Below are 21,522 nucleotides of genomic sequence, written 5' to 3'. Positions count from 1 at the left end.
CTTGTTTTTTTAAAAATGAACTTATAAAGAAACTTATTTAAATGGTTCTACAACATTTAACATTGGTCAGTAATTAATTGAGTTTCTTTTAAAACGTTTCAAAAATTTTCGGAGGAATAGGAGGAGCTTGCAGCCATGAAAGAGGATGCAATGAGAATTACTTAGCGTTCGGCTTTAGCCGCTACGTTAAGTTTGACGCTTGCAAGTTTTGAGACGTGTTCGGCTCAAAACGGTCCCATGGCTTTCCGCAAGCAACTCCGTAGTCCGGAGGAAATTTTCTTACCAACGCCAGAAAATGAAGAGCCGCAAAAAGCAGCAACTATCAGCAGTTGTTTCCATTTTCGGCAATGACTTTCTGATACCAATAGTAACTATCTTTTTTGTAGCGATTCATCGTCTTTCCTTCTTCTTCGTCACGGTCCACATAAACAAAACCATAGCGTTTTTGGTATCCATTTAACCAGCTTAATAAATCTGTATATGACCATGTGCAATAACCAAGAACCGTTGCTCCATCGGTAATCGCTTCTCGAATCGCATGGACATGACTTTCTAGGTAATTGATCCGGTAATCATCGTGAATTTGATTGTCTTCCGTCAATTTGTCGTATTCACCTAAACCGTTTTCTGTAATCATTACAGGAATACGGTAACGGCTGGTGATTCGCCGAAGAGCAATGCGTAAACCTTGCGGATCTATTTCCCAATCCCAATTCGTCCGTTCAACAAAAGGATTTTCAACTCGTTTAGATACTCCTGGTGTCCCAGACTCTTCACTAGAGCCTTTTTTCCCAGTTGTATTCATCTTACCTAATCCTACACCATCTGTTGGGTTAAAAACATCTGTCGCACTTTGATAATAATTGATCCCTAGAAAATCCGGTTTAGCTGCAGCTAATAGTTCTTCATCGCCTGCTTCGAACGTAGGTGCCAATCCTCTATCTTTCAAGTACTTCATGGCAACGATTGGATATTTTCCGTACAAGTAAACATCCATCCAAAAATTGGCGTTCAATTCTTCAGTATCTTCAGCCGCTAAGACATTCACTGGATTGCTGTCCAATGAATAATTCGGAGTATAGGCGAAGCTTGGTCCAATTTTACCAGGCATTTCCATATCATGGAATTTTTTGATCACAGAAGCATTCACTAAGTTGGCAATGTGATTCACTTCATAGAATCGTTTTGAATCCGTTACACCAGGCGGATGAGCAGCCATTAAATACCCTAATGAAGTAAAAATATTTTGTTCATTTAAACTGACCCAATAATTTACTTTTCCGCGAAATGCTTCAAAAAGAGTTGTCGCATAATTTGTAAAGTCTTCAATTATGTTACGTGATTCCCAGCCTTGGTATTCGTCTTGCAGTGCTTGCGGTAAATCCCAATGGTAAAGAGTCAGCATAGGTTCAATATTATGCACGATCAATTCATCGACTAAATCTTTATAAAATTGTAGTCCTGCTTCGTTGATTTCTCCGCGTCCATTAGGGAAAATTCGTGTCCAAGCTACTGAAAAACGATACGTTTTTAATCCTTGTTCAGCCATTAAAGCAATATCTTCTTTATAGCGATGGTAATGATCAACAGCTACATTGCCATTGGTTCCTTTGAACGTTTTATTTGGAATTCGAACAAATTCATCCCAAACCGAGACTCCTTTTCCATCTCCATTCCAAGCTCCTTCTACCTGATAAGCGGCAGAAGCTGATCCCCAAAGAAAATCCTCAGGAAACTGGTCTAATTGTTTGTGTTCCATTCTGTCAGCCCTTTCTATTGTTTTCTTCTCTCTAAGAATAACACATGAAAAGTATCATCACAAATATTTAAATGACTATTCTTTTTACCGTTTGAACCAAAAAAAAAGCTGCTCTATCAGCAACTTTTTAAACATTCATCATAAACTAATGATACGCTTTTGATTTTAAATCATGCTTTTTATCAAAATTGCATGCGCTTTTTCCATTCGTATAACACGATTTTTCGATAATGGATGAGCAGAGAAACAAACATCACGGTGCTGACAGCTATCGACAACAGAGACGGCACTGAATTCGTAGTCCAATCAAAGATAAGAAAAAGAGCTGGCAAAAGGCCTATTACTGCAACGATCAACAAGTACAAAATATAGTCAGCAACTTCCGGGAATATAATGTTAACAGAGATGGACAAGGCCAAGTCAGTAAAGATGCAAATGACCGGGATGACATATGTTGTTGACCATCCATTCCATTCTAATGAGTAGTCCAAATAGACACTGATCAATGAAACCATTACTAATAAATATAGAATACTTTTAGCAATGTTTCTCCTCTTTCGAATCAGGATTGCCACAACGATCCACAAGCTCATTATGCCGAAAACAGCGAGTTGCAAGACTTGGCTTTGATCCAGCCACAGTGCTTCTATTCCTAAAAACAGGATGCCGCTGATGAGAGTAAAAATCATCAATAACCTAAATCCTTTTTCTCGGTTAAAACGCAAAGGTACAAAAGGAAATGGATTCTGCTCAGTATTTGTTGTGCGGCGTTCTAAGTTACAGCCGCACAACGGACAATTGACCCAACTGCCTTTGACAGCTGCTTTGCATTCAAGACAACAACTCATGCCGTTTCTCCTTTCAACTCTGCGTTTGTTACTTGATTCACCCCAACAACAACGGGAACACTTTCGGCAGTCAGCAAGCGGACAAATTCTTTTTGAATCGCTGTTTCTACAAAAGGCGAGGTAAAACTGATAGTCAAGGTGTCTTTAAAGCTGATCATACAAAATTGCGGCCTGACAGCAGACGTTTGAAAGAAAAAGTGTTGTATATGCTGGTTGACCGGTTGAGAAAAAGCAACACTCCCTAAATTAGACATTGCGACTGTCAGTTTCCGGTTATTTTGCCGATTGATGCCTTTCAAAATAAGGTCTTTCAATGGCCTTGGAACAACTCGGCCTATTGGATGGTACTCAGCTTTGATTAATTTGCTTAACCGTTCTTTCAGCTTTTCTTGTTTTAAGTGCTCTTGTAATTGCTCATTCAAGCTGCGGCACAGATCGTCAAAATTTCCGTCTTCGCCATAAGTATATTCTAATCGAACGGTGCTGAAAAAGTTGCGTGCAGAATAAGATTGGAAAAACTGTCTTAAATTCACCGGAACAGACACTGCTAATGTATCGGTTAATTGAAATTGAGGCTCTGCTTTTCGGATGGATTCAAAAAACAAAGCGATCAAATAAACGGTCAGCGACACCTGTTGTTTTTTCGCCAATGACAGAACAGCGCCAAGCGGCAGATTCAGCTCTACTATTCGAGGACGATTGTCCGGTGTTTTTTTGCCTTTTATCTGGTAGACACGTTTTTTGCTTGAATCCATTTCCAAAGACGATGTAAACCAAGAAGACGTTTTTTTTCCATATTGGACAGCAACTTTTCCCGCACGTTTGCTTGTTTCAACGACCGAAAAAAAAGCAGAACGAGCCGCTTCAGCAAAAGGTTCTTGTCTTTGCTGTCTAAAATGCTGGTTAAAGCTGTCTTCTAATTGTTTTTCCCATTGAATAGAAGTCTTTTTGTGCTCATTTTCAGTTCGTTCATTGTATCGAATGAAAATGTATTCCTTGATCAAGTCTTCAAAAAACCACATGGCACCTGTTCCATCCGATAAAACATGGAAAACTTCTAAGTGGATCCGTTTTTGCCAATAAATGACTCTAAACAAAAGCTCTTTTTGATCAAAATGATAAATAGGTGCACAAGGAGACAACCCTTCAACTGCAACTTCGGGCTTTAGTTCACTCATTGCTAAATAATACCAGAAAAACCCGCGCCGCAGTACGCTATGATACAAGAGAGATTGCTCATAGGTCTTTTCTAGAGCTTGCTGCAATATATCAGGGTCCACTAACTCGGTCATTTCAGCAGTCAAACGAAAAACCTTTGTATCTCTGTCATTCATCGCAGCCAAAAATATGTTAGAAGCATTGTCTAACCGTACCCATGTCTCTCGTCTCATCTCGCTCCTCCTTTATCGGATCTGATTGCTTTCTTGATTCGTTTTTTCTAAAAACTGATTCATTTCTTGATAGGCTTCTGTCACTAACTTTGATCCTTTAGGATAGGTAATAAATCCATGGACACTTTCATTGACCCTATGAACAACTACTTGGTTTCCAGCTTCTTTTAATGCTGTCCCATAAGCTTCCCCTTCATCTCTCAAAGGGTCATTTTCTGAAGTGAGAATCAGCGTATCGGGCTGGTCAGTGAGATCTTCAGCCATTAGCGGAGCAACATACGAACTTTTTCTTTTATCTGTATCAGGTTGATACATTTCCATATAATCGCTGACCTTTTTAGCAGTTAGTCCATAATCGTTGCCTTTAGTTCGAATCGATTCATAAGGCGAGTTTTTTGTATGATCCCAAAACGTCACAGGATAAAGCAGGATCTGCCGTTTCGGAACGATTTTATGGTTGTCACGCAGCATTAAAGAAACCGCCGCCGCTAAATTGCCGCCCGCAGAGTCTCCGATCAACGTGATTTGGGACGCATCTGACAATCCAATCAGTGCTAGGTGATCCAGCATCATCTCTGCAACTCGATAGCAGTCTTCTAGTCCTGCTGGATAAGGGTGTTCAGGAGCCAGGCGGTAATCGACTGAATAGACCGTCCTTCCAGTCAAGTCAGCCATATTCATGCAAGGCTTTGTATACGTATTGATATCGCCGATCACCCATCCGCCTCCGTGAAAAAATAACAATACATCTTCGTGTTTTTTTTCTACAGGCTGAAAAATTCGGACTGGAATATCGTGACTTTGGTCTGCTGAATAGATTTTTCGATCTAAGATGCGATAGCTGGTTATCAGCGGCTTTCTTGCAAAAATCTGCTGCATTTTCCGAACCCAAAGGTAATCTTCTTTCATATTGATTTTAGGAGAAGACAATAACTTTAAAGCCATTTTCAGGAGTGGTTTCATTTTGGCACCTCTTCATGCACGGTTGTGTGCTTATTAAGCTTAGCATGAGTGATGCTGTTCCTGTTTGTCAAGCATTATTGAAAAAATCAGAGTCTATGATTCCCGTCGTGTCGCGTTAATCGTGTTGGGTCCCTTATTGAATTGACGAAAATAAAGCACATCACTTCTACTTTCTTTCCTTTTGGTGTTACACTAAGTATAGAGAGTTTCATTTTTGCATGTTGATTTGGCAAAAGAAATTCGCAAGAACTATATATGAAGGAGTGGGAAGAATGCAAGAAAGTCAATTAGAAAAAGTCAGAAATGGTAAAGGTTTTATTGCAGCACTTGATCAAAGCGGCGGCAGTACTCCAAAAGCTTTAGCAATTTACGGTGTCATGGAAGATGCTTATTCATCTGAAGATGAAATGTTTGATCTGGTACACGAAATGAGAACGCGTATCATTACTGCACCAGCTTTTAGTTCTGATTACATTCTTGGTGCTATTCTTTTTGAACAAACAATGGATCGCAAAATCGAAGGTATGTACACTGCCGATTACTTGGCTGAGAAAAAGGGAATCGCTCCATTCTTAAAAGTCGATAAAGGTTTGGCAGACAGCTCAAATGGTGTCCAATTAATGAAACCAATGCCTGATTTAGATGAATTGCTCAAAAGAGCGAATGAACGTCATATTTTCGGTACGAAAATGCGTTCTGTAATCAAAGAAGCTAACCCAGAAGGCATTAAAGCAGTTGTTGACCAACAATTTGAAGTTGGAAAACAAATCATTGCTGCTGGTTTAGTTCCGATCATTGAACCAGAAGTAGATATTTATAGTAAAGAAAAAGAAAAAGCTGAAGCAATTCTTTGTGAAGAGTTGAAAAAACATTTGGATGAATTGCCTGAAGAAGATAACGTGATGCTGAAGGTTACTATTCCAACAGTAGCTAACACGTATGAAAAATTAGCTCAGCACCCTCGTGTTGTCCGCGTTGTGGCTTTATCCGGTGGTTATTCACGTGACGAAGCTAATGAAAAATTAAAAGAAAATAAAGATTTGATTGCCAGCTTCTCAAGAGCATTGAGCGAAAACTTAAATGTCGATCAATCCGATGAAGAATTTAATGAAACACTTAAAGAAGCCATCGAAGCCATTTATGATGCTTCTGTAAATAAAAAATAAAAATAGCAAATCCGTCTCACTTCTATACTGAAGTGAGACGGATTGTTTTTTATCATCATTAAGAATATGCGCTAGTTTTTTAATTCTTACTCAATCCATCAATTGTTTTCTTTCATTATAAAACCCTTTGTAAGCTAAGTAACTAGCAATAACTGAAGCTATACTTGTTGTTGAAAGAAGCATGAACGTCACCATGATTTGGTATTTTATTGCATGAGCCGGATCTACACCTGCAAACATTAAGCCGGACATCATTCCCGGCAAACTCACTAATCCTACTGTTTTAGCTGAATCAATAGTTGGGGACATTCCAGCTTTGATGCTGTCTCGTACAATAGAAATTGAAGCTTGTTTTAAATCAGCCCCCAAAGCCAATTTTTCCAAAACTTGCTGGCGTTGGTCTGTAAATTTACTATTCAAATTTCGGTAACAAATCCCAATAGCAATCATAGAATTACTGGCAATCATTCCTGAGATAGGTACAACTTGAGATGGTGTAAAGACTACTGAACCAGACAGCAGCAAAATAACTAAGGTTAAAGCCGTAGCTGTCATAATAGCTAGAAAAGAAATGGTAAAAGCTTTGGGGATCCCTTGGCTTCTTTTAGCTGCATTATATGAAGCATTAAAAACGATAACCAGTGCCATCATCAAGGTAACGAACACATTGTCTAATTTGAAAACATAGCCCAGTACATACCCTACGATTACTAACTGAATGACAGCGCGGAAAACACCCCATAAAATATCTTTTCCTATATCTAATTTTTCTTTATAAACTACTCCTAGTGCGACTAAGACCAGACCTGTGGCAAATAATAAAGACGTGTTACTGATCTCTAACTGCATCTTTTCTCCTCCGCTTCTCCATTGACAATTTCTATTATCCGGTTAGCAGCTGAAATTTCAGCAGGATTGTGTGTCACCCATAAAACCGTAATTTGTTCTTTCTGATTCATTTCCTGAATTAAACGCTTAATGATCTGCTGATTTTTTGCATCTAATGCACTCGTTACTTCATCTAATAACAAAACTTTTGGGGTGATCAATAGACTGCGAATCAAAGCAATGCGCTGTTTTTCTCCGCCAGATAACTCATTGATATTTTTTGTCAGATATATTTTGTCCAATCCAACTTTATTTAAGTAATCGATAGCTTTTTTAGAATCGAATTCTTTGTTTCTAATAATATATGGAAAAGCTAAATTTTCTTGGACCGTTTGCCCAAATAAAACAGCTGTTTGAAAACAATAAGAAACCTCTTTTCGATATTCGATTGGATCATACTCTGTTAAAGATTTTCCTTGATACTCTACTATTCCCGTTGTTGGAGAAAGCATTGTAGCAATCATTTTTAAAAGAGTGCTCTTCCCACTTCCGGATGGTCCAGTGATTGTCACAAATTCACCTTTTTCAACAAAAAAATCAATACCTTTCAAAATAGTTTGGTCTTTTACTTCAAAACCAAGTTGGGTGAGGTTAATAATCGGTTCACTCACTTTTTTCCTCCTCTTTCTTGTACAATAGTGATTAAAAGTTCACCATTCTATTCTTATTCGCTTAATTTTAACATATATTTCCTTATATTTTTTTTGAAACCTAAAAAAAGGGATTAGGACATTGTCCCAACCCCTTTTCGATTTCTTAAATAACTTCGCCTTTCCAAGCGGAGATGCCGCCCATCACATTTACTACCTGATAACCTTCTTGTGCTAATTGCTGGCAAGCCATGGCAGAGCGTCCACCAGAATGACACATTACATAATACTCTTGGTTTTTATCTAACTGTTCTGTTGCAGCCGGAAACTCGCTCAACGGCACATGAACAGCCCCTTCGACATGTCCATTTTCCCACTCATCCGTTTCACGGACATCGATCAAAGGGATCGTTTCTTTTTTCCATTTTTGTTCAAATTCTGGCATTGATATAGAATTGTACATTATTTTTCCACCTTTTCTGCATTTATTGTTGAGTAAAGAGCAAAAGCTCCATCTAGATTTTTAACAGTGTAGTCATCTTGTTTTAATAGGCGTTCTGCAATATAACTGCGCAACCCGCTATGACAACTAACAATAATAGGACGGTCTTTTGGTATCTCTGTCATCCGTTCCCGCAAGCTGTCTAACGGGATGTTAACAGCCCCTTTTAGTCGGCCATTATTTTCTAGTTCACTTTCATTCCGAACATCTAATAGCAGATGCCCTTCTTTTTGTTTTTCTTCTAGTTCATACCATTGAATGGATTCAGAAATTCCTTCAATCACGTTGAGTGCTGCATATCCAGCCATATTAACTGGATCTTTAGCTGAACCAAATGGCGGCGCATAGGTAAATTCTAATTCCGGCAAGTCTTGTACAGTCAGTCCTGCTTTAATGGCTGTTGCAATAATATCGATCCGTTTATCGGCACCGTCTTTTCCAATTGCTTGTGCACCATATATTTTCCCGTTTACTGGATGGAATAATAATTTCAATAAAATCGTGCTCGCGTTTGGATAGTAGCCAGCATGGCTCTTTCCTTGAATATGGATGACATCATATGTTTTATCAGCTTGTTTTAATTGGCGTTCATTTAATCCTGTTGAAGCAGCTGCCAAATCGAACACACGGACAATGGCTGTTCCGATGCTGCCTTTATTTCTGCGCGGCAAGCCGCTGATCACATCTGCCACTTGTCTTCCTTGTCGGTTTGCTGGTGAAGCAAGAGCAATCAATGCATCTTCGCCAGTGACTTGTTGTTTCACAATAATGGCATCGCCGACTGCATAGATATCTTTTTGGCTGGTTTCATATTGTTCATCTACTAAGATTCCTCCGCGAAGACCCGTTTCTATTCCTGCCGTTTTAGCTAGTGCTGATTCTGGAGAAACACCGACAGACATCAAAGTCAAATCGCTTACTAAGCGTTCGCCATTTTCTAAAACAACCGTTTTACCTTCATCTTCAAAAGCTGTTGCTCCCAATCCAGTATACAACTGGACTCCATGAGTTTTTAATTCCTTTGTGATATAGGCTGCCATTTCCTCATCAAAAGGAGGCAAGACATGCGGTGCTTTTTCAACGATTGTTACTTCTAAGCCGCGACTGACCAAACTCTCTGCCATTTCTAAACCAATAAAACCTGCTCCAATCACAACAGCTTTTTTAGGCTGATGCTGTTCAATAAATTCTGTGATTCCATCAACATCCGGCACAGAGCGCAACGTAAAAATGTTTTTAGCTTCTTCTATTCCATCAGCTGGCGGAACAACTGGTTTTGCTCCAGGAGAAAGAATCAACTTGTCATAAGACAATGCGTATTCTTCCTCAGATGACTTAACGCGCACTTCTTTCTTTTCCGCATCGATAGAAATTGCTTCGCTATTTGGACGAACGTCCAATGCAAAACGAGCCTGGAGCTGCTCAGGTGTTTGAACCAGCAAGTCACTGCGTTCTTCAATCTCTCCTGCTATATAATAAGGCAATCCACAATTCGCAAAAGATACGTAAGGCCCTTTTTCCAGCACAATAATTTCAGCTTTTTCATTCAAACGTCTTAAGCGAGTAGCTGCAGACATTCCACCAGCTACTCCGCCAATAATCACAATTTTCATTATCCTTTTCCTCCTCTGATTGCGCCTGTCCAGGCTGACATTCCACCTCGCACATTAATAACATCATATCCGTTAGCTAACAATATCTTAGTAGCACGTTTACTGCGCATACCAGATTGGCAAATCACATAGGTCGTTTCTTTAGGCAGGTATTTGTCAACTTTTCTTAAAGGCACATTTTTCGCCCCGGAAATATGACCGCTAGAGAACTCATGCGGTTCACGTACATCAATAATTGAAGGTCTTTCAGCTAACTTGCTTTCTAACTCATTTGTCGAAATCGAGGGCGTTCTTTTAAAAAACATCTTATTTCTCCTATCCACGATAATTTCTTATTGTAAACATTGATTCTACTGAATATTTTTGTATTTATTAATAGAAGGCTGTAGTTCATCCAGACACTTTTTTCTTATTCTTCAATACATTTACAAATTATACCCTGCAGGGTATAATTTGTAAAGTTTTTGTTTATTTTCTAATAAATCAAAAAAACAGAAAAGAAGTATCATAAGATACATCTTTTCCGTTTTTTGATCAAGATAAGTATGGGTGAACATCTAATTTGTTGCAGCTTACATCTCTACTCTGTCTCCATTGTTGATCCAACCACTTGGTTTCTGCCTTGATTTTTAGCATCATATAAGCAACGATCAGCTAACCGAAACAATTTTTTCATATCTTTATTTTGGGCAGATGCAGCTAGCCCCACTGAGACCGTCAATTGGATGCCGTTACCGTTTTCTAATAAAAACTCTTTCTCCGCTACTTTAGCTCTAATTTGTTCAGCTACTTTCTGTTGGTCAGTATACGACAAGTCGTTTAAAATCAAACAAAATTCCTCTCCGCCTATGCGATAGACCAACTCATTATCCGGTGCTTCGATTTTCAGAATCGTTGCTAATTGCCGTAAAACAAAATTACCATTTGCATGACCGTAATTATCATTGATCCATTTAAAGTGATCGATATCCAGCATGATAAACGCAGTAGTTTTAATAGATTTATCTATTTGGATCTTTTGCCATTTTTTATTAAATTCACGCACATTATACAAACCAGTCAAGAAATCCATTTTGGCATGTTCTTGTTCATCTAAGTAAAGAGAAAAGCTTTTTCGCAAATCTTCAGTGAAGAGGGTCACAATAATCACTACTCCGCTCGAAAGCAGCAGCAGACTGAAAAAAATAGCTATAGTTGCTGCTCTATCGTAGTATAAAAAATACAAATTCAAAGCAGAGGCTAAAACGAATACCATATTAAGCATGACCATAACAGCATACTGATTAAACCTAGCTGTCAGCTTCTTAGATAAAATCGGCACTATCAATGCCAGCACAGCATACATAGCAGCTGCTCGAATCGATGCTGAATTGACTCCTAGTAAAAAACGCAACAGAGACGCCACAAAAATGGTCGGAACAGCGATCGATGATCCAAAGTAATATACTAATAAGATAAAAATAACGTGTCTCAAATCTAATTTGACATCTTGAGGCATGTCGACCGAAAACAACATCAACAAAAAACTTGTTGCACTTGATACTCCAATCATCCATAGTTTTTGTTTGAGACCGAGCGTGTAATGTCTTTTCTTAGGAATCAGCTTGACCAATATATAAGAGGCCATACTAAGAATTGAAACATTTGCAATGGTATTTAAGAATATAGATGTCAACACTATGAGCTCCTCCGATCAGCCAGTTATAATTAAGAAAGCAAACAATTTGATTCTTATAGTATGATCATCATCTTTTTATACATTTTGACGGTTTACCGAAGTGATAGCCTTGTTGAACAAAAATGCCTTGGTTTTTTAATCCGTTGCTTACTGCTTGGTCTTCAATTCCTTCAACGATAAAGTCAAGCTGATAATCCTCAGCGAAGCTTTGCCAAGCATGTAAGAAAAGATGCAATGTTTCTTCTTTTAGATTTTTTTTACTGCATTTAACGATTGAAAATTTAATTTGATCCAGATACGAGGTGAATTTTAAAACTTCATCTAAGGAATTTTTCCCAGAACCCACATCATCCAATGCGATACGATAGCCTTTTGCTTTAATTGAAGCAAACATAGACTGCAAGTTTTGTTCAATAGTTAAGGCATCGATGTTTTCCATTGAAGCTGCAAACAAGGGCAAGTCTTCTGTTACTTCTACGATCAGTTGTTCGGCGTATGGTTTCATTTTGGTTAAAAAAAGATGAGTTTCCAAATAAAATAATTGTTTAGGTGCAAAATTAATAGAAAATTGTAACGTTGGGAAATAACACAGCAATTGCACTAACTCGCTTTGAAACCATTCTAAGAAAGAAGCGTGCTTTGCTCTCGAATTTATGATTTTTTCCATTCTCTTTGCTGGATAATACGGGTTTTGTTCTTTATTTCTTAATAAAATTTCATATCCAATAATTTGATGGTTTTGCACATCGACTTTAGGCTGGAAATGAAACTGAAATTCATCCATTTGAAGACCTCCCTTAATACTATTCATATCGGTCATTTACAAGGGAAAATAAGACAGTGAGCAGACTCTTTTTAATGCCCAATCCATTACTTGTCTATTAAGTCTTTCTTATATAACACATCGACAGTTTTTACCCACATGTAATCAAAAAAGTGAATCGTTGCATAGTCAGCATTTTTGTCAAAAGGAGATTGTTTTAAAAGTACTTGGTGAAGCTGTTCAGCATAAGCTTCTTCGTGAACCAATTTAAAATAAAGAGTAGCTAAAGCATAGACCGCACTTGATTCATAAGGCACAGCCGGTGTTAAATCTGTTCTAAGATAGCCGCCAAAGAACTTTCCATTGGCATCCCACTCTGCTTTTAGCCACTGATCAAATTGCGCGGGTGTTTGGTTTGTAAGTTTCACATACTGAATGGCGATCATCAATTGATCAATCAGATTAACGGACTTTTTATCTGCCAATTGGTAAGTCTGCTCTTCGAGAGTATACACTTCTTTAAAAAAAGGGGTATCTGAATCGACTGACTCCATTAAAATTTTTTGGTACTTTGCTTTATTCACTTTCGAGTCTGTCTTTATGATTTGGTCATCAATATACGATAAATGAAGAACAGCTGCTTTTTTTTGCAGTTCCCAGTCATAAAAGTCAACTATGAGGCCATCTGTCAGCTGTTTAGAAATTAACGTTTCTTCCAATTCATCGGCTAGGATTTGATAAGCAGGTTCTTGAAACTGTTCACTTGCTTTTTTCAGAACAGCAATAATGCGAAAATCATCAACCGATGCATTGGTGGTCGTTTGATTGGTGGCTACCCATTGGATAAATGTTCCATCTGCTTGTTTCACTAAAAAGTTCTTTTTCAAAACAGCTACTTGTTGTTTAAATTCCTTTTCATCTTCTACAAGCAATAAATAAGAAAGATATTGGCCGATACTTTCAGATAAGTATTGGACTTTACCATTTTTAGCATAATTTTTAATTAAACCTTTGTTGTTTTCATATTTATTATTTACCACTTCTTGAACTCCTATCTTCTGATGAAAACTCAAAGCAAGCAAACTGCTGATTAACAAAATAAGAACCAGGATCAAATAGAACCTTTTTTTGTTCATTCTGTTTCCCCTTTTTTAAACCGTTTTGTTTTGTCCCAAGTAATCGTTGTTTTGGTCATTCGGCTCCAAATGTATTGACTGGCACTTCTTAGCAGCAACAGTAAAAAGAATTGAGCATAAGTAAAATACATGATCAAGCCGACAAACATATTGAATGGTGTAATCGAATTTTCTAAAACCATTGCACTAATGACTTGGGCAGTATAGACAACATAACTTAAAAACCAAATAAACAGCAACGGAACATCAAAATAAGGAACTGAGAACCCTGCTAATCCTAAGACAAACCAAATATTTGAAATCAACAATAAAACCACAAAAAAGAAATATGTTAAAATATGCTGCAAACTGTAAATAAAAGTTTTTCCTTTCCAAAAACTCCAGTCATGCAGTGACTTTTCCAATAAATACAGATTGCCCGTTAACCATCTAGTACGTTGCTTAATAAAGATTTTTATGTTTTCAGGTTCTTGCTCCCAAGTATGAGATTGGTGAACAACAGGTAAAGTCTTTTCCATTGCAGCTATTCGAACTGTTAATTCAGCATCTTCCGCTAAAGCATAAGGATCATATCCGCCGGCTGCTTGAAGAGTTTCTCGTTTAAGCAACATATTAGTGCCTGCCAGCGAACCAGCTTTAAACAGCTTCCAACGGCCGCTTTGCATCAGCAGCTGGAATACTTGGAATTCAATTGCAATCATTCGCGTCAGCAAGTTTTGATCAGCATTGACCGTTTTGACATAACCAACTGCTCCTGCAGCATCTTCTGTTGTTTCTGCTGCATGCACCAATTCAATCACAGCATCTTTATTCGGCTGATTATCTGCATCAAATACTAGAAAATAATCTGATTCTGTAATAGAAAGACCATAATTCAATACTCTTGATTTCCCTGTTGGTTTACCTGGTGGTACTTTAACGTAACAAATTCGAGCAAATAATTGACTGAACTCTTGGACAATACTCGCCGTATCATCTTCTGAATTATCATCCAATAGGTAAACTGTCAGCTCTCCCGGATACTCTAACTTGACCATTGCATCTAACGTATCTTTAATAACGACACCTTCGTTATGAGCTGGGATTAAAACAGCTACAGACGGGTAATCCGTTAATGTAATGGGTTGTTTTTTTGTTAACCTCTGAGTTACACCGGCTACTGTCAGAACGGAATAAAAGAGCAACATCGACCAAAAGAACACCATGATGATCATCATTAATAAATTCATTGTTTAGCTTCTCCATCCTTAGTATTCTCATAATAGTCAAACCCATTTTCTTGGTCAAAAATTTCATATTGGATCGGGATCTGCATCACATTCAATTCTGTTCTTAAAGTCTGAAAGAGCCGCTCTACTACTTTTAAACAGCCTTCCTTTTTTGTATTTTGCAAAAAGATTAAATAAGAATCATCCGCTAATTTAGTCACTAAATCAAAATCAGACCGCACTGTTTTTAATAACGTCTGCATCAATAAAAAACTCATTGCTTCTTTTGTTTTCTCTGAAGGATCCGACTTGATTGAAACATAATAATTTTCTTCCCCTCGTCTTTGGGTTCCGGTTGTAATAAACTTTATCCGGTTAGCAAATTCCGAATGTGTCAATAAATTAGATGATCCTACATATTTCTCTAGTTCTTCAGCTTTTTCTTTTAATGTTTCCAATTCGTAATTCAGTTTCTTTATTTCTGAAAATAACAGCCACATAATAACCAATGATGCAGTCAATAGAGCGTATTCTTCAATTAAGTACAATTGAGAAACCATATTCGTATCGGATAAAAATGCAAGAGAAAAGCCGACTCCAAAAATAATTGTAAGAATTAAAATAAAATTTTTAGAAGTAGATAAAAAATTCATGGCTACTGCTGCTATTAAAATAACTGAAAAACTGATATAGCGGTACTCACTTGTTGTAAACTGAAAAAGCAAGAGAAAAACAACTAGCAACAAAGAAAGAAAGAGCGATAAAAAGGAAGTTCTTTTTGACATGTTTACATATACCTCATTTCCGTGATTTAGGCCTTTAGCTTATTAACATGTTATTTTATATCATACCCCTTTTTTAAAAGCTACTATTTTACCGGCTGTTAGTTCTTTTATTCCCTGTTTATGACGATCTCGTTCACACTTTGTTACTATTTGACTGCTCTGTTCTTTTGAACCTATACATTTAAACCAAACAACTTCTATAACGCTTCTTTTAGTACAAAAATATTCTGAATAACTATAAAAAAACCATGCCTTTTTTAAGCATGGTGTTTTTATAGTTACTTATTTTTTAACCTTGTCTATTTACCCAGTTTAATAATTTTCAGAGATTCGTTGGAACTGATCGCGTAAGTCGTCCATAACAACAAAGCGAGCCTCACGCAGAACTTCTTTTCCTTCCACAAATAACAACAACGCCGGAACGCTAAATACAGTAAACTGACTGGCTACTTCAGGAACTTGATCGGCACTCACTTGAATGGGTTCAATACGTGGAAATTCCTTCAGCATGTCTTGAACTTGCGGTTGAACAGCATGACACACACTACAATTTTTTCTCGAAACATATACAAAAGCCAATGGGTGTTGCTCAATAAACAGCACTACTTCGTCTATTGTTTGCGCCTGAGGAAATGTATTCATCGTTTTAATCCTTCTTTCTAGTTAATCGATTGCAGCAAATTTTTCCGTCAAGCCATCTTGAGTGACTGGTCCAACGATTCTTTCATGAATCACTCCATCTTTTCCGATGATATAAGAGGTTGGCAAAGACTGTACTCGATATAAATTGAACATCTTTTGACTACCGTAAAGATTGGTATAACCAATATCATAGGTATTTAAAAACTCTGTTACATTGTCAAGATCCGTTTCCGAAGTCGTTACATTCACACCTAAAATAACTACATCTTCTTGTTCTTAAGAAAAAGCCTTTAAGTGTGGCATTTCTATTTTACAAGGAGGACACCAGCTCGCCCAAAAGTTTAAAAACACTTTTTTTCCGCGGTAATCAGATAATTTAACAGCATTGCCGTCCATATCCTCTGCTTCAAAATCATAAGCTAACTGTCCAGTGTTGTTTCCTTCTTCCAAATCTGCTTGTTTTTCTTCTTTTATTTGTTGCGTTTGTTCTTCAGCTTGTTTTTGCGCTTGCTTTTCTTGAATCATACCGTAACTGAAGTCTGCGATAATCCAAAGAAGCGCCAGACCTAAAATAGCCCAAATAATTTTCTTCATTAATAGCCTCCTTTTCTAACCTAATAATTCAAATCGCGTTCCTTCTAATAAATGTGCAATAAATTCTGATAGGCTCTCTAGCGTTCCTGTCAGCAAAAGGACTCCTAGCACGATTAGAACACCCCCGCCTATCTTCATAATGAGATTACTGTATTTTACAATGTTTTTTATTTTTCCGATAAAGAAAGAAACCAATAAAAACGGCAACGAGAATCCGATAATGTATAAGACTAGATACCCTATCGGCGGCGAACCCACTGCATTTCCTAGCAATAATATCGATGAGAAAATTGGACCTATACAAGGAGTCCAGCCGGCAGCAAACCCAAGCCCTACTAAAAACGTCGATGCAAAATTAACTGTTTTGTTCATTTTCAAGAGACGATACTCTCCTAACAAAGCAGGGACTTTAAGTACGCCCATAGTCAAAAGTCCCATAAACACAATCAACAATCCAGCTAACCGCTGGAGCAATAGACTGATCGACCCTGTCATTAACCCGCTAAAAAGATCCCCTAAATAACTCATTCCCAATCCTAAGCTGATATAAACGACAGATACGCCCAATAGAAAAACCAGCGAATGCAGTAAAACATTTTTCCTAAATCCAAACGATTGGTTTTCTTTTACTTCTTGAATGTTTTTTCCAGTAATGTACGAAATATATAAAGGCAGCAGCGGTAAAGTACATGGAGACAAAAAAGAGACTGTTCCTGCGCCAAAAGCTACCCATAAAGTTAAATCAGTTCCGATATTTTTTCCTCCTCATTCACCCAGTTGGAAATCATCTCTTATCCCTAACAAGACAATCGCAACATGTTATAGCCTTAAAAATTCCATAAGATCAACGACCCATACGCATTATACGCTATAGGGTATAAGTTGTAAAGTTACCAGCTTTTAAATCAATGTAGTTTTATTCCAATGCTGTACTTGCTCGTGTTAAACAAAGTACATAATGTTTCCTCACTTCTTCTTGTTCTTTTATCCGATTTACGGTATATTATGTGATATATTTAACAATCGACTGTATGAGAGATGAGGAGAGCATATGAAAACGATTAGCTTAGAATCTTCCGTTTATGAGCTGGTTACCGCATACCCAGAAATCCAACAAGTTTTATTCGATTTAGGGTTAAAAGATATTCAAAATCCAGCTATGTTAAATACTGTAGGAAGATATATGACCATTCCTAAAGGAGCAAAAATGAAAAAAGTTGACCTGAACAACATTATCCACCAATTAAATCAATTAGGATTTATCATTGAGGAGTGAGCTTATGGAAAACAATACTGTTTATCGGCAGAAAAAAATCATCGAAATTCTAACCTTACTTCATGAAGGCGGTGAGTTCGAAGAAGCAAAACGTCTTTTTGATGAATCTTTTGACGGTGTAGACGTCAGCGAAATTACTGCTGCAGAAAGAGAATTGATTGCAAGTGGTTTAGATCCATCAGAAATACAGCACCTCTGCAATGTACATGCTGCTGTTTTTAAAGGTTCCATTCGGGATATCCACCGTTCCAATTACGAACATGAACAACCAGGACATCCTGTCCATACTTTGAAGTTAGAGAACCGAGTGATTCGTTCGCTTTTAGAAGACGAAATTCTTGAAACTTTTGAGCGGTTTGCTAACGGCAACTTTTCTCAAAAGCAGCGGCTTCAACATGCGTTATCAGATTTGATGCAAATCGATAAACATTACACTCGAAAAGAAACATTGTTTTTTGCTTATATGGAACGGTATGGCATTACTGCACCGCCAAAAGTAATGTGGGGCGTTGACGATGATATCCGTAATGCGATCAAAGATGTGAATGCTTATTTAGCTAGTGAGAAATTGGCAATCAATCCGCTTGGAGACAAAATCAATCATGTGGTAACAGAAGTAGAAGAAATGATTTTTAAAGAAGAAGAAATTATGATACCGATGGTTTTAGATGTTTTTCAACTGACAGATTGGCAGAGAATTGCGGAAGACAGTTTAGATATCGGGTTTGCTTTTATTCCTAAACCTCTTACTTGGAAACCAAGCAAAGATGCTCTGTCACAAGAAATAGGACAGCAAAAAGAACGAGCTGAAGCAGCAAAGAAAGCGGCAGCTATGACTGAAGCAATTGCGGAAGATTTTTCTGAGAATGAAGCGGATCCCTATGAGTGGCAAGACGAGCAACTAAGTGAAAGCAAAATCGTTTTGCCAACAGGTGTACTTCAACTAAAAGAATTAACGGCTATTTTTGGAGTCTTACCAGTTGATTTAACTTTTGTGGATAAAGACGATCGTGTACGTTTTTATTCAGAAGGAAAGAATCGCATTTTTCCGCGTACAAATTCTGTCATTGGACGTGAAGTTATCAATTGTCACCCCCACAAAAGTATGTATATGGTTCAGAAAATTCTTGATGATTTTAGAAGCGGAGAAAGAAATGAGGCAGATTTTTGGATCAACATGCATGGAAAAGTTATTTATATTCGTTATTTTGCTATTCGCGATACCGAATCCAATGACTATCTTGGCTGTTTAGAAGTTACACAAGACATTACAGAAATACAAAAAATCCAAGGAGAAAACCGACTATTAAACGAAGAAAACTAACTTCTCCTATTCAAAAACCTAAAAACAGAAGAAAGATTGGATGCAATTCCAGCTCTTTCTCCTGTTTTTGTGTCTAGCCTTTTAATTTAAATTTATTAAGGTAAAGTACTTATCACGCTTCATCATATGCCGTTTGCAATTCTTTTATGTTTAATTTTTTCATTTTGAACATAGCTTTAGAAACAGCTGTACGTTTGGCTAAATTATCATCTGCTAAAAGCTGCTCTAAAATAGTAGGAACCACTTGCCAGGAAATGCCATATTTATCAGTCAGCTAGCCGCATTCTACAGGCTCCCCTTCAGCCACTAGCTTATCCCAAATTTCATCTACTTCTTCTTGTGTTTCACAATTGATATACAACGAAATAGCAGGCGTAAATTGAAAATAAGGACCGCCGTTAATAGCATGGAAGTGTTGACCTGCTAACTGAAAATCGATTGCAAGTACACTACCTTCGTTTCCCTCTCCAGGAGCATCCAAATGCTGCGTGCTTAAAATCTTTGCATCTTCAAAAATACTGACATACAAATCAACTGCTTCTTGTGCTTGATCATCAAACCATAAATGAGTCACAATTTTTTGCATGATATTTCCTCTTTTCTTTTAATTGAATGGCTTATCGCCCCAAGAAAAATAACTATCCCTACAAAGAAAGCCTTTTAAATCTACACGCTGTATTTCTTAATTCAAGCATACTTTTTTATGCTTGAGTGTCAACGAAAAAGACTTCTCAAAAAAAGATATCTTTCCATTTACGCTATACTTTCTTCATTAGTTTACGAACAAATTACTTTACCTGTCGTAGTAAATAGGTTATACTTTAATTACTACGATAGATGAAGTAAAAGAGGGGATAAATTTGATATCAAGTGATGTCATGCGCGGCTTTAACAGTTTGATTATTTTATCCATTTTAATGAAAGGGGATTCTTATGGTTATCAAATCTCGAATACCATCAAAGAAATAACCGGCGGAGCTTATGTGATGAAAGAAACAACCCTGTATTCTGCTTTTAATCGGTTAGAAAAACAAGAATTGATTCAATCTTATTCCAGTACAGAAACTTATGGCAAACAACGTACCTATTACACCCTCACACCTTTGGGCAAACAAACGTATTATGACAAAGTAACAGAATGGAAGGACACAAAAGAAATTATTGATCAGTTTATCAAGGAGGAGAAGCCCTAATGGATACCATTGTAAATTATGTGGACTCGGTTTTTGTTCATTTGCCAAAAACACCTGAAATGCTCAGGCTTAAAGAAGACATGCTGTTGAATATGGAAGAAAAGTACGATCAATTGAAAGCGGAGAACCGAAGTGAGAATGAAGCCATTGGAACAGTTTTAGCTGAATTCGGCAATATTGATGAGATCATTGAAGCGTATAACTTAGAAACAGATGTCCAAGAAGAAGATAATAATGTACTATTTTTATCTCCTGAAGCTGTTGAAGATTATATGTCTCATCGTGCAAAATTCAGCCTAGGTATTGCAGCTGGAGTGTTCCTCTGCATTCTAGCACCAGCCATCATGCTACTGGTTCAAGAAGTTTCAAACTTTCTACCATTCATTAATCAGGCAACAGAAGACACACGTGTGATCGTCTCTCTTGTTCCCCTCTTCTTGCTGATTGCACTGGCTGTTGGTTTATTTATTCTTTTCGGTATAAAAGAACAACAATATGAGCTTGAAGGCCGTGCTATTTCGATTGATTCTACTACTCGTTCAGAATTAACTAGAGAACTGAAAAACTTTAAACCTCAATTTGCCAAAGCAATTGCTGCAGGGGTGATCTTGTGTATTACCGCTCCTATCGTTCTATTGTTGTCACTCGTATTATTAGGCTACAATAATTATTGGGCAGTGATCTTTTTGCTTAGTTTCGTTGCTGTAGGTGTATTCCTATTCGTATTTTTTGGAATTATCCACGCAACATATCATAAAATACTAGCCATTGGATCTTATACTCCTAAAAAAATAGCCGCTGAGAAATTGACCGACACAGTAGCCAGCATTGTTTTCCCAACCGCAGCTGCTGTTTATGTTATCTCCGGTTTCCTTTTTAATACTTGGGGAACAGCTTGGATCATCTTTCCAATTGTCGGTATACTCTTTGCCGTTTTTGCAGCTGCCACCGAGAGTCTTAGTTCATTAAGACGCAGAAAATAAAGGATAAACTCAAAGCAAATGACTCAAGTCTGAATCTGGTTCACTGGAATTTTATAGTCAACAACAAGCAACCCACTATTAAACAAACCTTGTTCAATAAATAGGATAGGATAGAGAGGTACTCTTGGCAAAGTACCTTTTCTATTATTTCGCTTTTATAGAAGCGGGTTTAATAATTATATTAAGAAGTTTGAAAAAAATGATTCAGATTGTTTTTTCT

Annotated in this window: 24 protein-coding genes; 5 read left to right on the top strand and 19 right to left on the bottom strand. The window is 37.4% G+C overall.

The genetic code is table 11. The annotated features are described in order from the left end of the window. Positions 1 to 322 precede the first annotated feature (322 nt). From BR87_RS09895 to BR87_RS09880, 4 genes are all read right to left on the bottom strand, one after another. Positions 323 to 1,759: a glycoside hydrolase family 1 protein gene (locus tag BR87_RS09895; RefSeq protein ID WP_035031596.1), complete on the bottom strand. Its 1,437-nt coding sequence runs from the start codon at positions 1,757 to 1,759 to the stop codon at positions 323 to 325. Between the two features lie 182 nt (positions 1,760 to 1,941). Further along, a complete protein-coding gene (locus tag BR87_RS09890; RefSeq protein WP_035031593.1) occupies positions 1,942 to 2,607 on the bottom strand; it encodes a DUF6320 domain-containing protein in 666 nt (221 codons plus the stop codon). After that, the gene (locus BR87_RS09885) at positions 2,604 to 3,998 is read right to left on the bottom strand and encodes an alcohol acetyltransferase (protein ID WP_035031590.1); all 1,395 of its coding nucleotides are present in this window, start codon (positions 3,996 to 3,998) and stop codon (positions 2,604 to 2,606) included. The genes BR87_RS09890 and BR87_RS09885 overlap by 4 nt, the downstream gene beginning before the upstream one ends. 12 nt (positions 3,999 to 4,010) lie before the next feature. Further along, positions 4,011 to 4,961 carry an alpha/beta hydrolase gene (locus BR87_RS09880; protein ID WP_035031588.1) on the bottom strand — a complete coding sequence of 317 codons (951 nt, stop codon included), beginning with the start codon at positions 4,959 to 4,961 and terminating at the stop codon, positions 4,011 to 4,013. Positions 4,962 to 5,233: 272 nt separating this feature from the next. Here BR87_RS09880 and BR87_RS09875 point away from each other — a divergent pair, with 272 nt between their 5' ends. After that, positions 5,234 to 6,127 carry a fructose bisphosphate aldolase gene (locus BR87_RS09875; protein ID WP_035031583.1) on the top strand — a complete coding sequence of 298 codons (894 nt, stop codon included), beginning with the start codon at positions 5,234 to 5,236 and terminating at the stop codon, positions 6,125 to 6,127. Positions 6,128 to 6,217: 90 nt separating this feature from the next. Here the strand turns inward: BR87_RS09875 and BR87_RS09870 are convergent, their stop codons facing one another. The 14 genes from BR87_RS09870 to BR87_RS09810 all read right to left on the bottom strand — a co-directional run bounded on the left by BR87_RS09870 (position 6,218) and on the right by BR87_RS09810 (position 17,279). Beyond that, positions 6,218 to 6,976 (bottom strand): ABC transporter permease, encoded by a 759-nt coding sequence (locus BR87_RS09870; RefSeq protein WP_035031580.1) that lies wholly within the window; start codon positions 6,974 to 6,976, stop codon positions 6,218 to 6,220. Further along, positions 6,967 to 7,626, bottom strand: a complete 660-nt coding sequence (locus BR87_RS09865; RefSeq protein WP_035031577.1) for an ABC transporter ATP-binding protein — start codon at positions 7,624 to 7,626, stop codon at positions 6,967 to 6,969. The genes BR87_RS09870 and BR87_RS09865 overlap by 10 nt, the downstream gene beginning before the upstream one ends. A gap of 145 nt (positions 7,627 to 7,771) precedes the next feature. Next, positions 7,772 to 8,068 (bottom strand): rhodanese-like domain-containing protein, encoded by a 297-nt coding sequence (locus BR87_RS09860; RefSeq protein WP_035031575.1) that lies wholly within the window; start codon positions 8,066 to 8,068, stop codon positions 7,772 to 7,774. Next, positions 8,068 to 9,720 (bottom strand): FAD-dependent oxidoreductase, encoded by a 1,653-nt coding sequence (locus BR87_RS09855; RefSeq protein WP_035031572.1) that lies wholly within the window; start codon positions 9,718 to 9,720, stop codon positions 8,068 to 8,070. The genes BR87_RS09860 and BR87_RS09855 overlap by 1 nt, the downstream gene beginning before the upstream one ends. Further along, a complete protein-coding gene (locus tag BR87_RS09850; RefSeq protein ID WP_035031569.1) occupies positions 9,720 to 10,025 on the bottom strand; it encodes a rhodanese-like domain-containing protein in 306 nt (101 codons plus the stop codon). The genes BR87_RS09855 and BR87_RS09850 overlap by 1 nt, the downstream gene beginning before the upstream one ends. A 275-nt stretch (positions 10,026 to 10,300) precedes the next feature. Then, entirely contained in the window at positions 10,301 to 11,398 is a 1,098-nt protein-coding gene (locus BR87_RS09845; protein WP_035031567.1) for a GGDEF domain-containing protein, read from the bottom strand. A 67-nt stretch (positions 11,399 to 11,465) separates the two neighbouring features. Beyond that, positions 11,466 to 12,209 carry an EAL domain-containing protein gene (locus BR87_RS09840; RefSeq protein ID WP_084683636.1) on the bottom strand — a complete coding sequence of 248 codons (744 nt, stop codon included), beginning with the start codon at positions 12,207 to 12,209 and terminating at the stop codon, positions 11,466 to 11,468. Between the two features lie 59 nt (positions 12,210 to 12,268). Further along, positions 12,269 to 13,201, bottom strand: a complete 933-nt coding sequence (locus BR87_RS09835; RefSeq protein ID WP_156959112.1) for a glycoside transferase — start codon at positions 13,199 to 13,201, stop codon at positions 12,269 to 12,271. A 92-nt stretch (positions 13,202 to 13,293) separates the two neighbouring features. After that, a complete protein-coding gene (locus BR87_RS09830; protein WP_084683605.1) occupies positions 13,294 to 14,526 on the bottom strand; it encodes a glycosyltransferase family 2 protein in 1,233 nt (410 codons plus the stop codon). Then, positions 14,523 to 15,290, bottom strand: a complete 768-nt coding sequence (locus BR87_RS09825) for a hypothetical protein (protein WP_035031563.1) — start codon at positions 15,288 to 15,290, stop codon at positions 14,523 to 14,525. Before BR87_RS09825 ends, BR87_RS09830 begins: the two co-directional genes overlap by 4 nt. 312 nt (positions 15,291 to 15,602) lie before the next feature. After that, the gene (locus BR87_RS09820; protein ID WP_035031560.1) at positions 15,603 to 15,932 is read right to left on the bottom strand and encodes a thioredoxin family protein; all 330 of its coding nucleotides are present in this window, start codon (positions 15,930 to 15,932) and stop codon (positions 15,603 to 15,605) included. 21 nt (positions 15,933 to 15,953) lie between these two features. After that, a complete protein-coding gene (locus BR87_RS12695) occupies positions 15,954 to 16,181 on the bottom strand; it encodes a TlpA family protein disulfide reductase (protein WP_051929817.1) in 228 nt (75 codons plus the stop codon). A 27-nt stretch (positions 16,182 to 16,208) separates the two neighbouring features. Continuing rightward, the gene (locus BR87_RS12690; RefSeq protein WP_051929816.1) at positions 16,209 to 16,526 is read right to left on the bottom strand and encodes a TlpA disulfide reductase family protein; all 318 of its coding nucleotides are present in this window, start codon (positions 16,524 to 16,526) and stop codon (positions 16,209 to 16,211) included. Positions 16,527 to 16,541: 15 nt separating this feature from the next. Then, positions 16,542 to 17,279: a cytochrome c biogenesis CcdA family protein gene (locus BR87_RS09810; protein ID WP_035031557.1), complete on the bottom strand. Its 738-nt coding sequence runs from the start codon at positions 17,277 to 17,279 to the stop codon at positions 16,542 to 16,544. Between the two features lie 298 nt (positions 17,280 to 17,577). On the opposite strand from BR87_RS09810, the gene BR87_RS09805 reads away from it, so the two are divergent. Then, on the top strand, positions 17,578 to 17,802 hold the full coding sequence (locus tag BR87_RS09805) for a DUF1858 domain-containing protein (RefSeq protein ID WP_035031554.1): 225 nt from the start codon (positions 17,578 to 17,580) through the stop codon (positions 17,800 to 17,802). Between the two features lie 4 nt (positions 17,803 to 17,806). Continuing rightward, entirely contained in the window at positions 17,807 to 19,126 is a 1,320-nt protein-coding gene (locus BR87_RS09800) for a DUF438 domain-containing protein (protein WP_035031551.1), read from the top strand. 274 nt (positions 19,127 to 19,400) lie between these two features. On the opposite strand, the gene BR87_RS09795 is transcribed toward BR87_RS09800, so the two are convergent. Next, complete coding sequence (locus BR87_RS09795; RefSeq protein ID WP_211249983.1) at positions 19,401 to 19,712, bottom strand: VOC family protein; 312 nt, start codon at positions 19,710 to 19,712, stop codon at positions 19,401 to 19,403. 274 nt (positions 19,713 to 19,986) lie between these two features. On the opposite strand from BR87_RS09795, the gene BR87_RS09790 reads away from it, so the two are divergent. Further along, the gene (locus BR87_RS09790; RefSeq protein WP_035031548.1) at positions 19,987 to 20,319 is read left to right on the top strand and encodes a PadR family transcriptional regulator; all 333 of its coding nucleotides are present in this window, start codon (positions 19,987 to 19,989) and stop codon (positions 20,317 to 20,319) included. Beyond that, on the top strand, positions 20,319 to 21,302 hold the full coding sequence (locus BR87_RS09785; protein ID WP_035031546.1) for a permease prefix domain 1-containing protein: 984 nt from the start codon (positions 20,319 to 20,321) through the stop codon (positions 21,300 to 21,302). The genes BR87_RS09790 and BR87_RS09785 overlap by 1 nt, the downstream gene beginning before the upstream one ends. The last annotated feature ends 220 nt before the right edge of the window (positions 21,303 to 21,522 follow it).

This window comes from Carnobacterium mobile DSM 4848 (assembly GCF_000744825.1).
GTDB classification, from domain to species: Bacteria; Bacillota; Bacilli; order Lactobacillales; family Carnobacteriaceae; genus Carnobacterium_A; species Carnobacterium_A mobile.
The sequence above is the reverse complement of the archived record's forward strand: the minus strand, read 5'-3'. Positions and strand labels throughout refer to the sequence as shown.

Coding starts and splice junctions, on each gene's coding strand:
- BR87_RS09895 (WP_035031596.1), bottom strand. CDS start 1,759: ATGGAACACAAACAATTAGACCAGTTTCCTGAGGATTTTCTTTGGGGA.
- BR87_RS09890 (WP_035031593.1), bottom strand. CDS start 2,607: ATGAGTTGTTGTCTTGAATGCAAAGCAGCTGTCAAAGGCAGTTGGGTC.
- BR87_RS09885 (WP_035031590.1), bottom strand. CDS start 3,998: ATGAGACGAGAGACATGGGTACGGTTAGACAATGCTTCTAACATATTT.
- BR87_RS09880 (WP_035031588.1), bottom strand. CDS start 4,961: ATGAAACCACTCCTGAAAATGGCTTTAAAGTTATTGTCTTCTCCTAAA.
- BR87_RS09875 (WP_035031583.1), top strand. CDS start 5,234: ATGCAAGAAAGTCAATTAGAAAAAGTCAGAAATGGTAAAGGTTTTATT.
- BR87_RS09870 (WP_035031580.1), bottom strand. CDS start 6,976: ATGCAGTTAGAGATCAGTAACACGTCTTTATTATTTGCCACAGGTCTG.
- BR87_RS09860 (WP_035031575.1), bottom strand. CDS start 8,068: ATGTACAATTCTATATCAATGCCAGAATTTGAACAAAAATGGAAAAAA.
- BR87_RS09855 (WP_035031572.1), bottom strand. CDS start 9,720: ATGAAAATTGTGATTATTGGCGGAGTAGCTGGTGGAATGTCTGCAGCT.
- BR87_RS09850 (WP_035031569.1), bottom strand. CDS start 10,025: ATGTTTTTTAAAAGAACGCCCTCGATTTCGACAAATGAGTTAGAAAGC.
- BR87_RS09840 (WP_084683636.1), bottom strand. CDS start 12,209: ATGAATAGTATTAAGGGAGGTCTTCAAATGGATGAATTTCAGTTTCAT.
- BR87_RS09830 (WP_084683605.1), bottom strand. CDS start 14,526: ATGAATTTATTAATGATGATCATCATGGTGTTCTTTTGGTCGATGTTG.
- BR87_RS09825 (WP_035031563.1), bottom strand. CDS start 15,290: ATGTCAAAAAGAACTTCCTTTTTATCGCTCTTTCTTTCTTTGTTGCTA.
- BR87_RS09820 (WP_035031560.1), bottom strand. CDS start 15,932: ATGAATACATTTCCTCAGGCGCAAACAATAGACGAAGTAGTGCTGTTT.
- BR87_RS12690 (WP_051929816.1), bottom strand. CDS start 16,526: ATGAAGAAAATTATTTGGGCTATTTTAGGTCTGGCGCTTCTTTGGATT.
- BR87_RS09805 (WP_035031554.1), top strand. CDS start 17,578: ATGAAAACGATTAGCTTAGAATCTTCCGTTTATGAGCTGGTTACCGCA.
- BR87_RS09800 (WP_035031551.1), top strand. CDS start 17,807: ATGGAAAACAATACTGTTTATCGGCAGAAAAAAATCATCGAAATTCTA.
- BR87_RS09795 (WP_211249983.1), bottom strand. CDS start 19,712: ATGCAAAAAATTGTGACTCATTTATGGTTTGATGATCAAGCACAAGAA.
- BR87_RS09785 (WP_035031546.1), top strand. CDS start 20,319: ATGGATACCATTGTAAATTATGTGGACTCGGTTTTTGTTCATTTGCCA.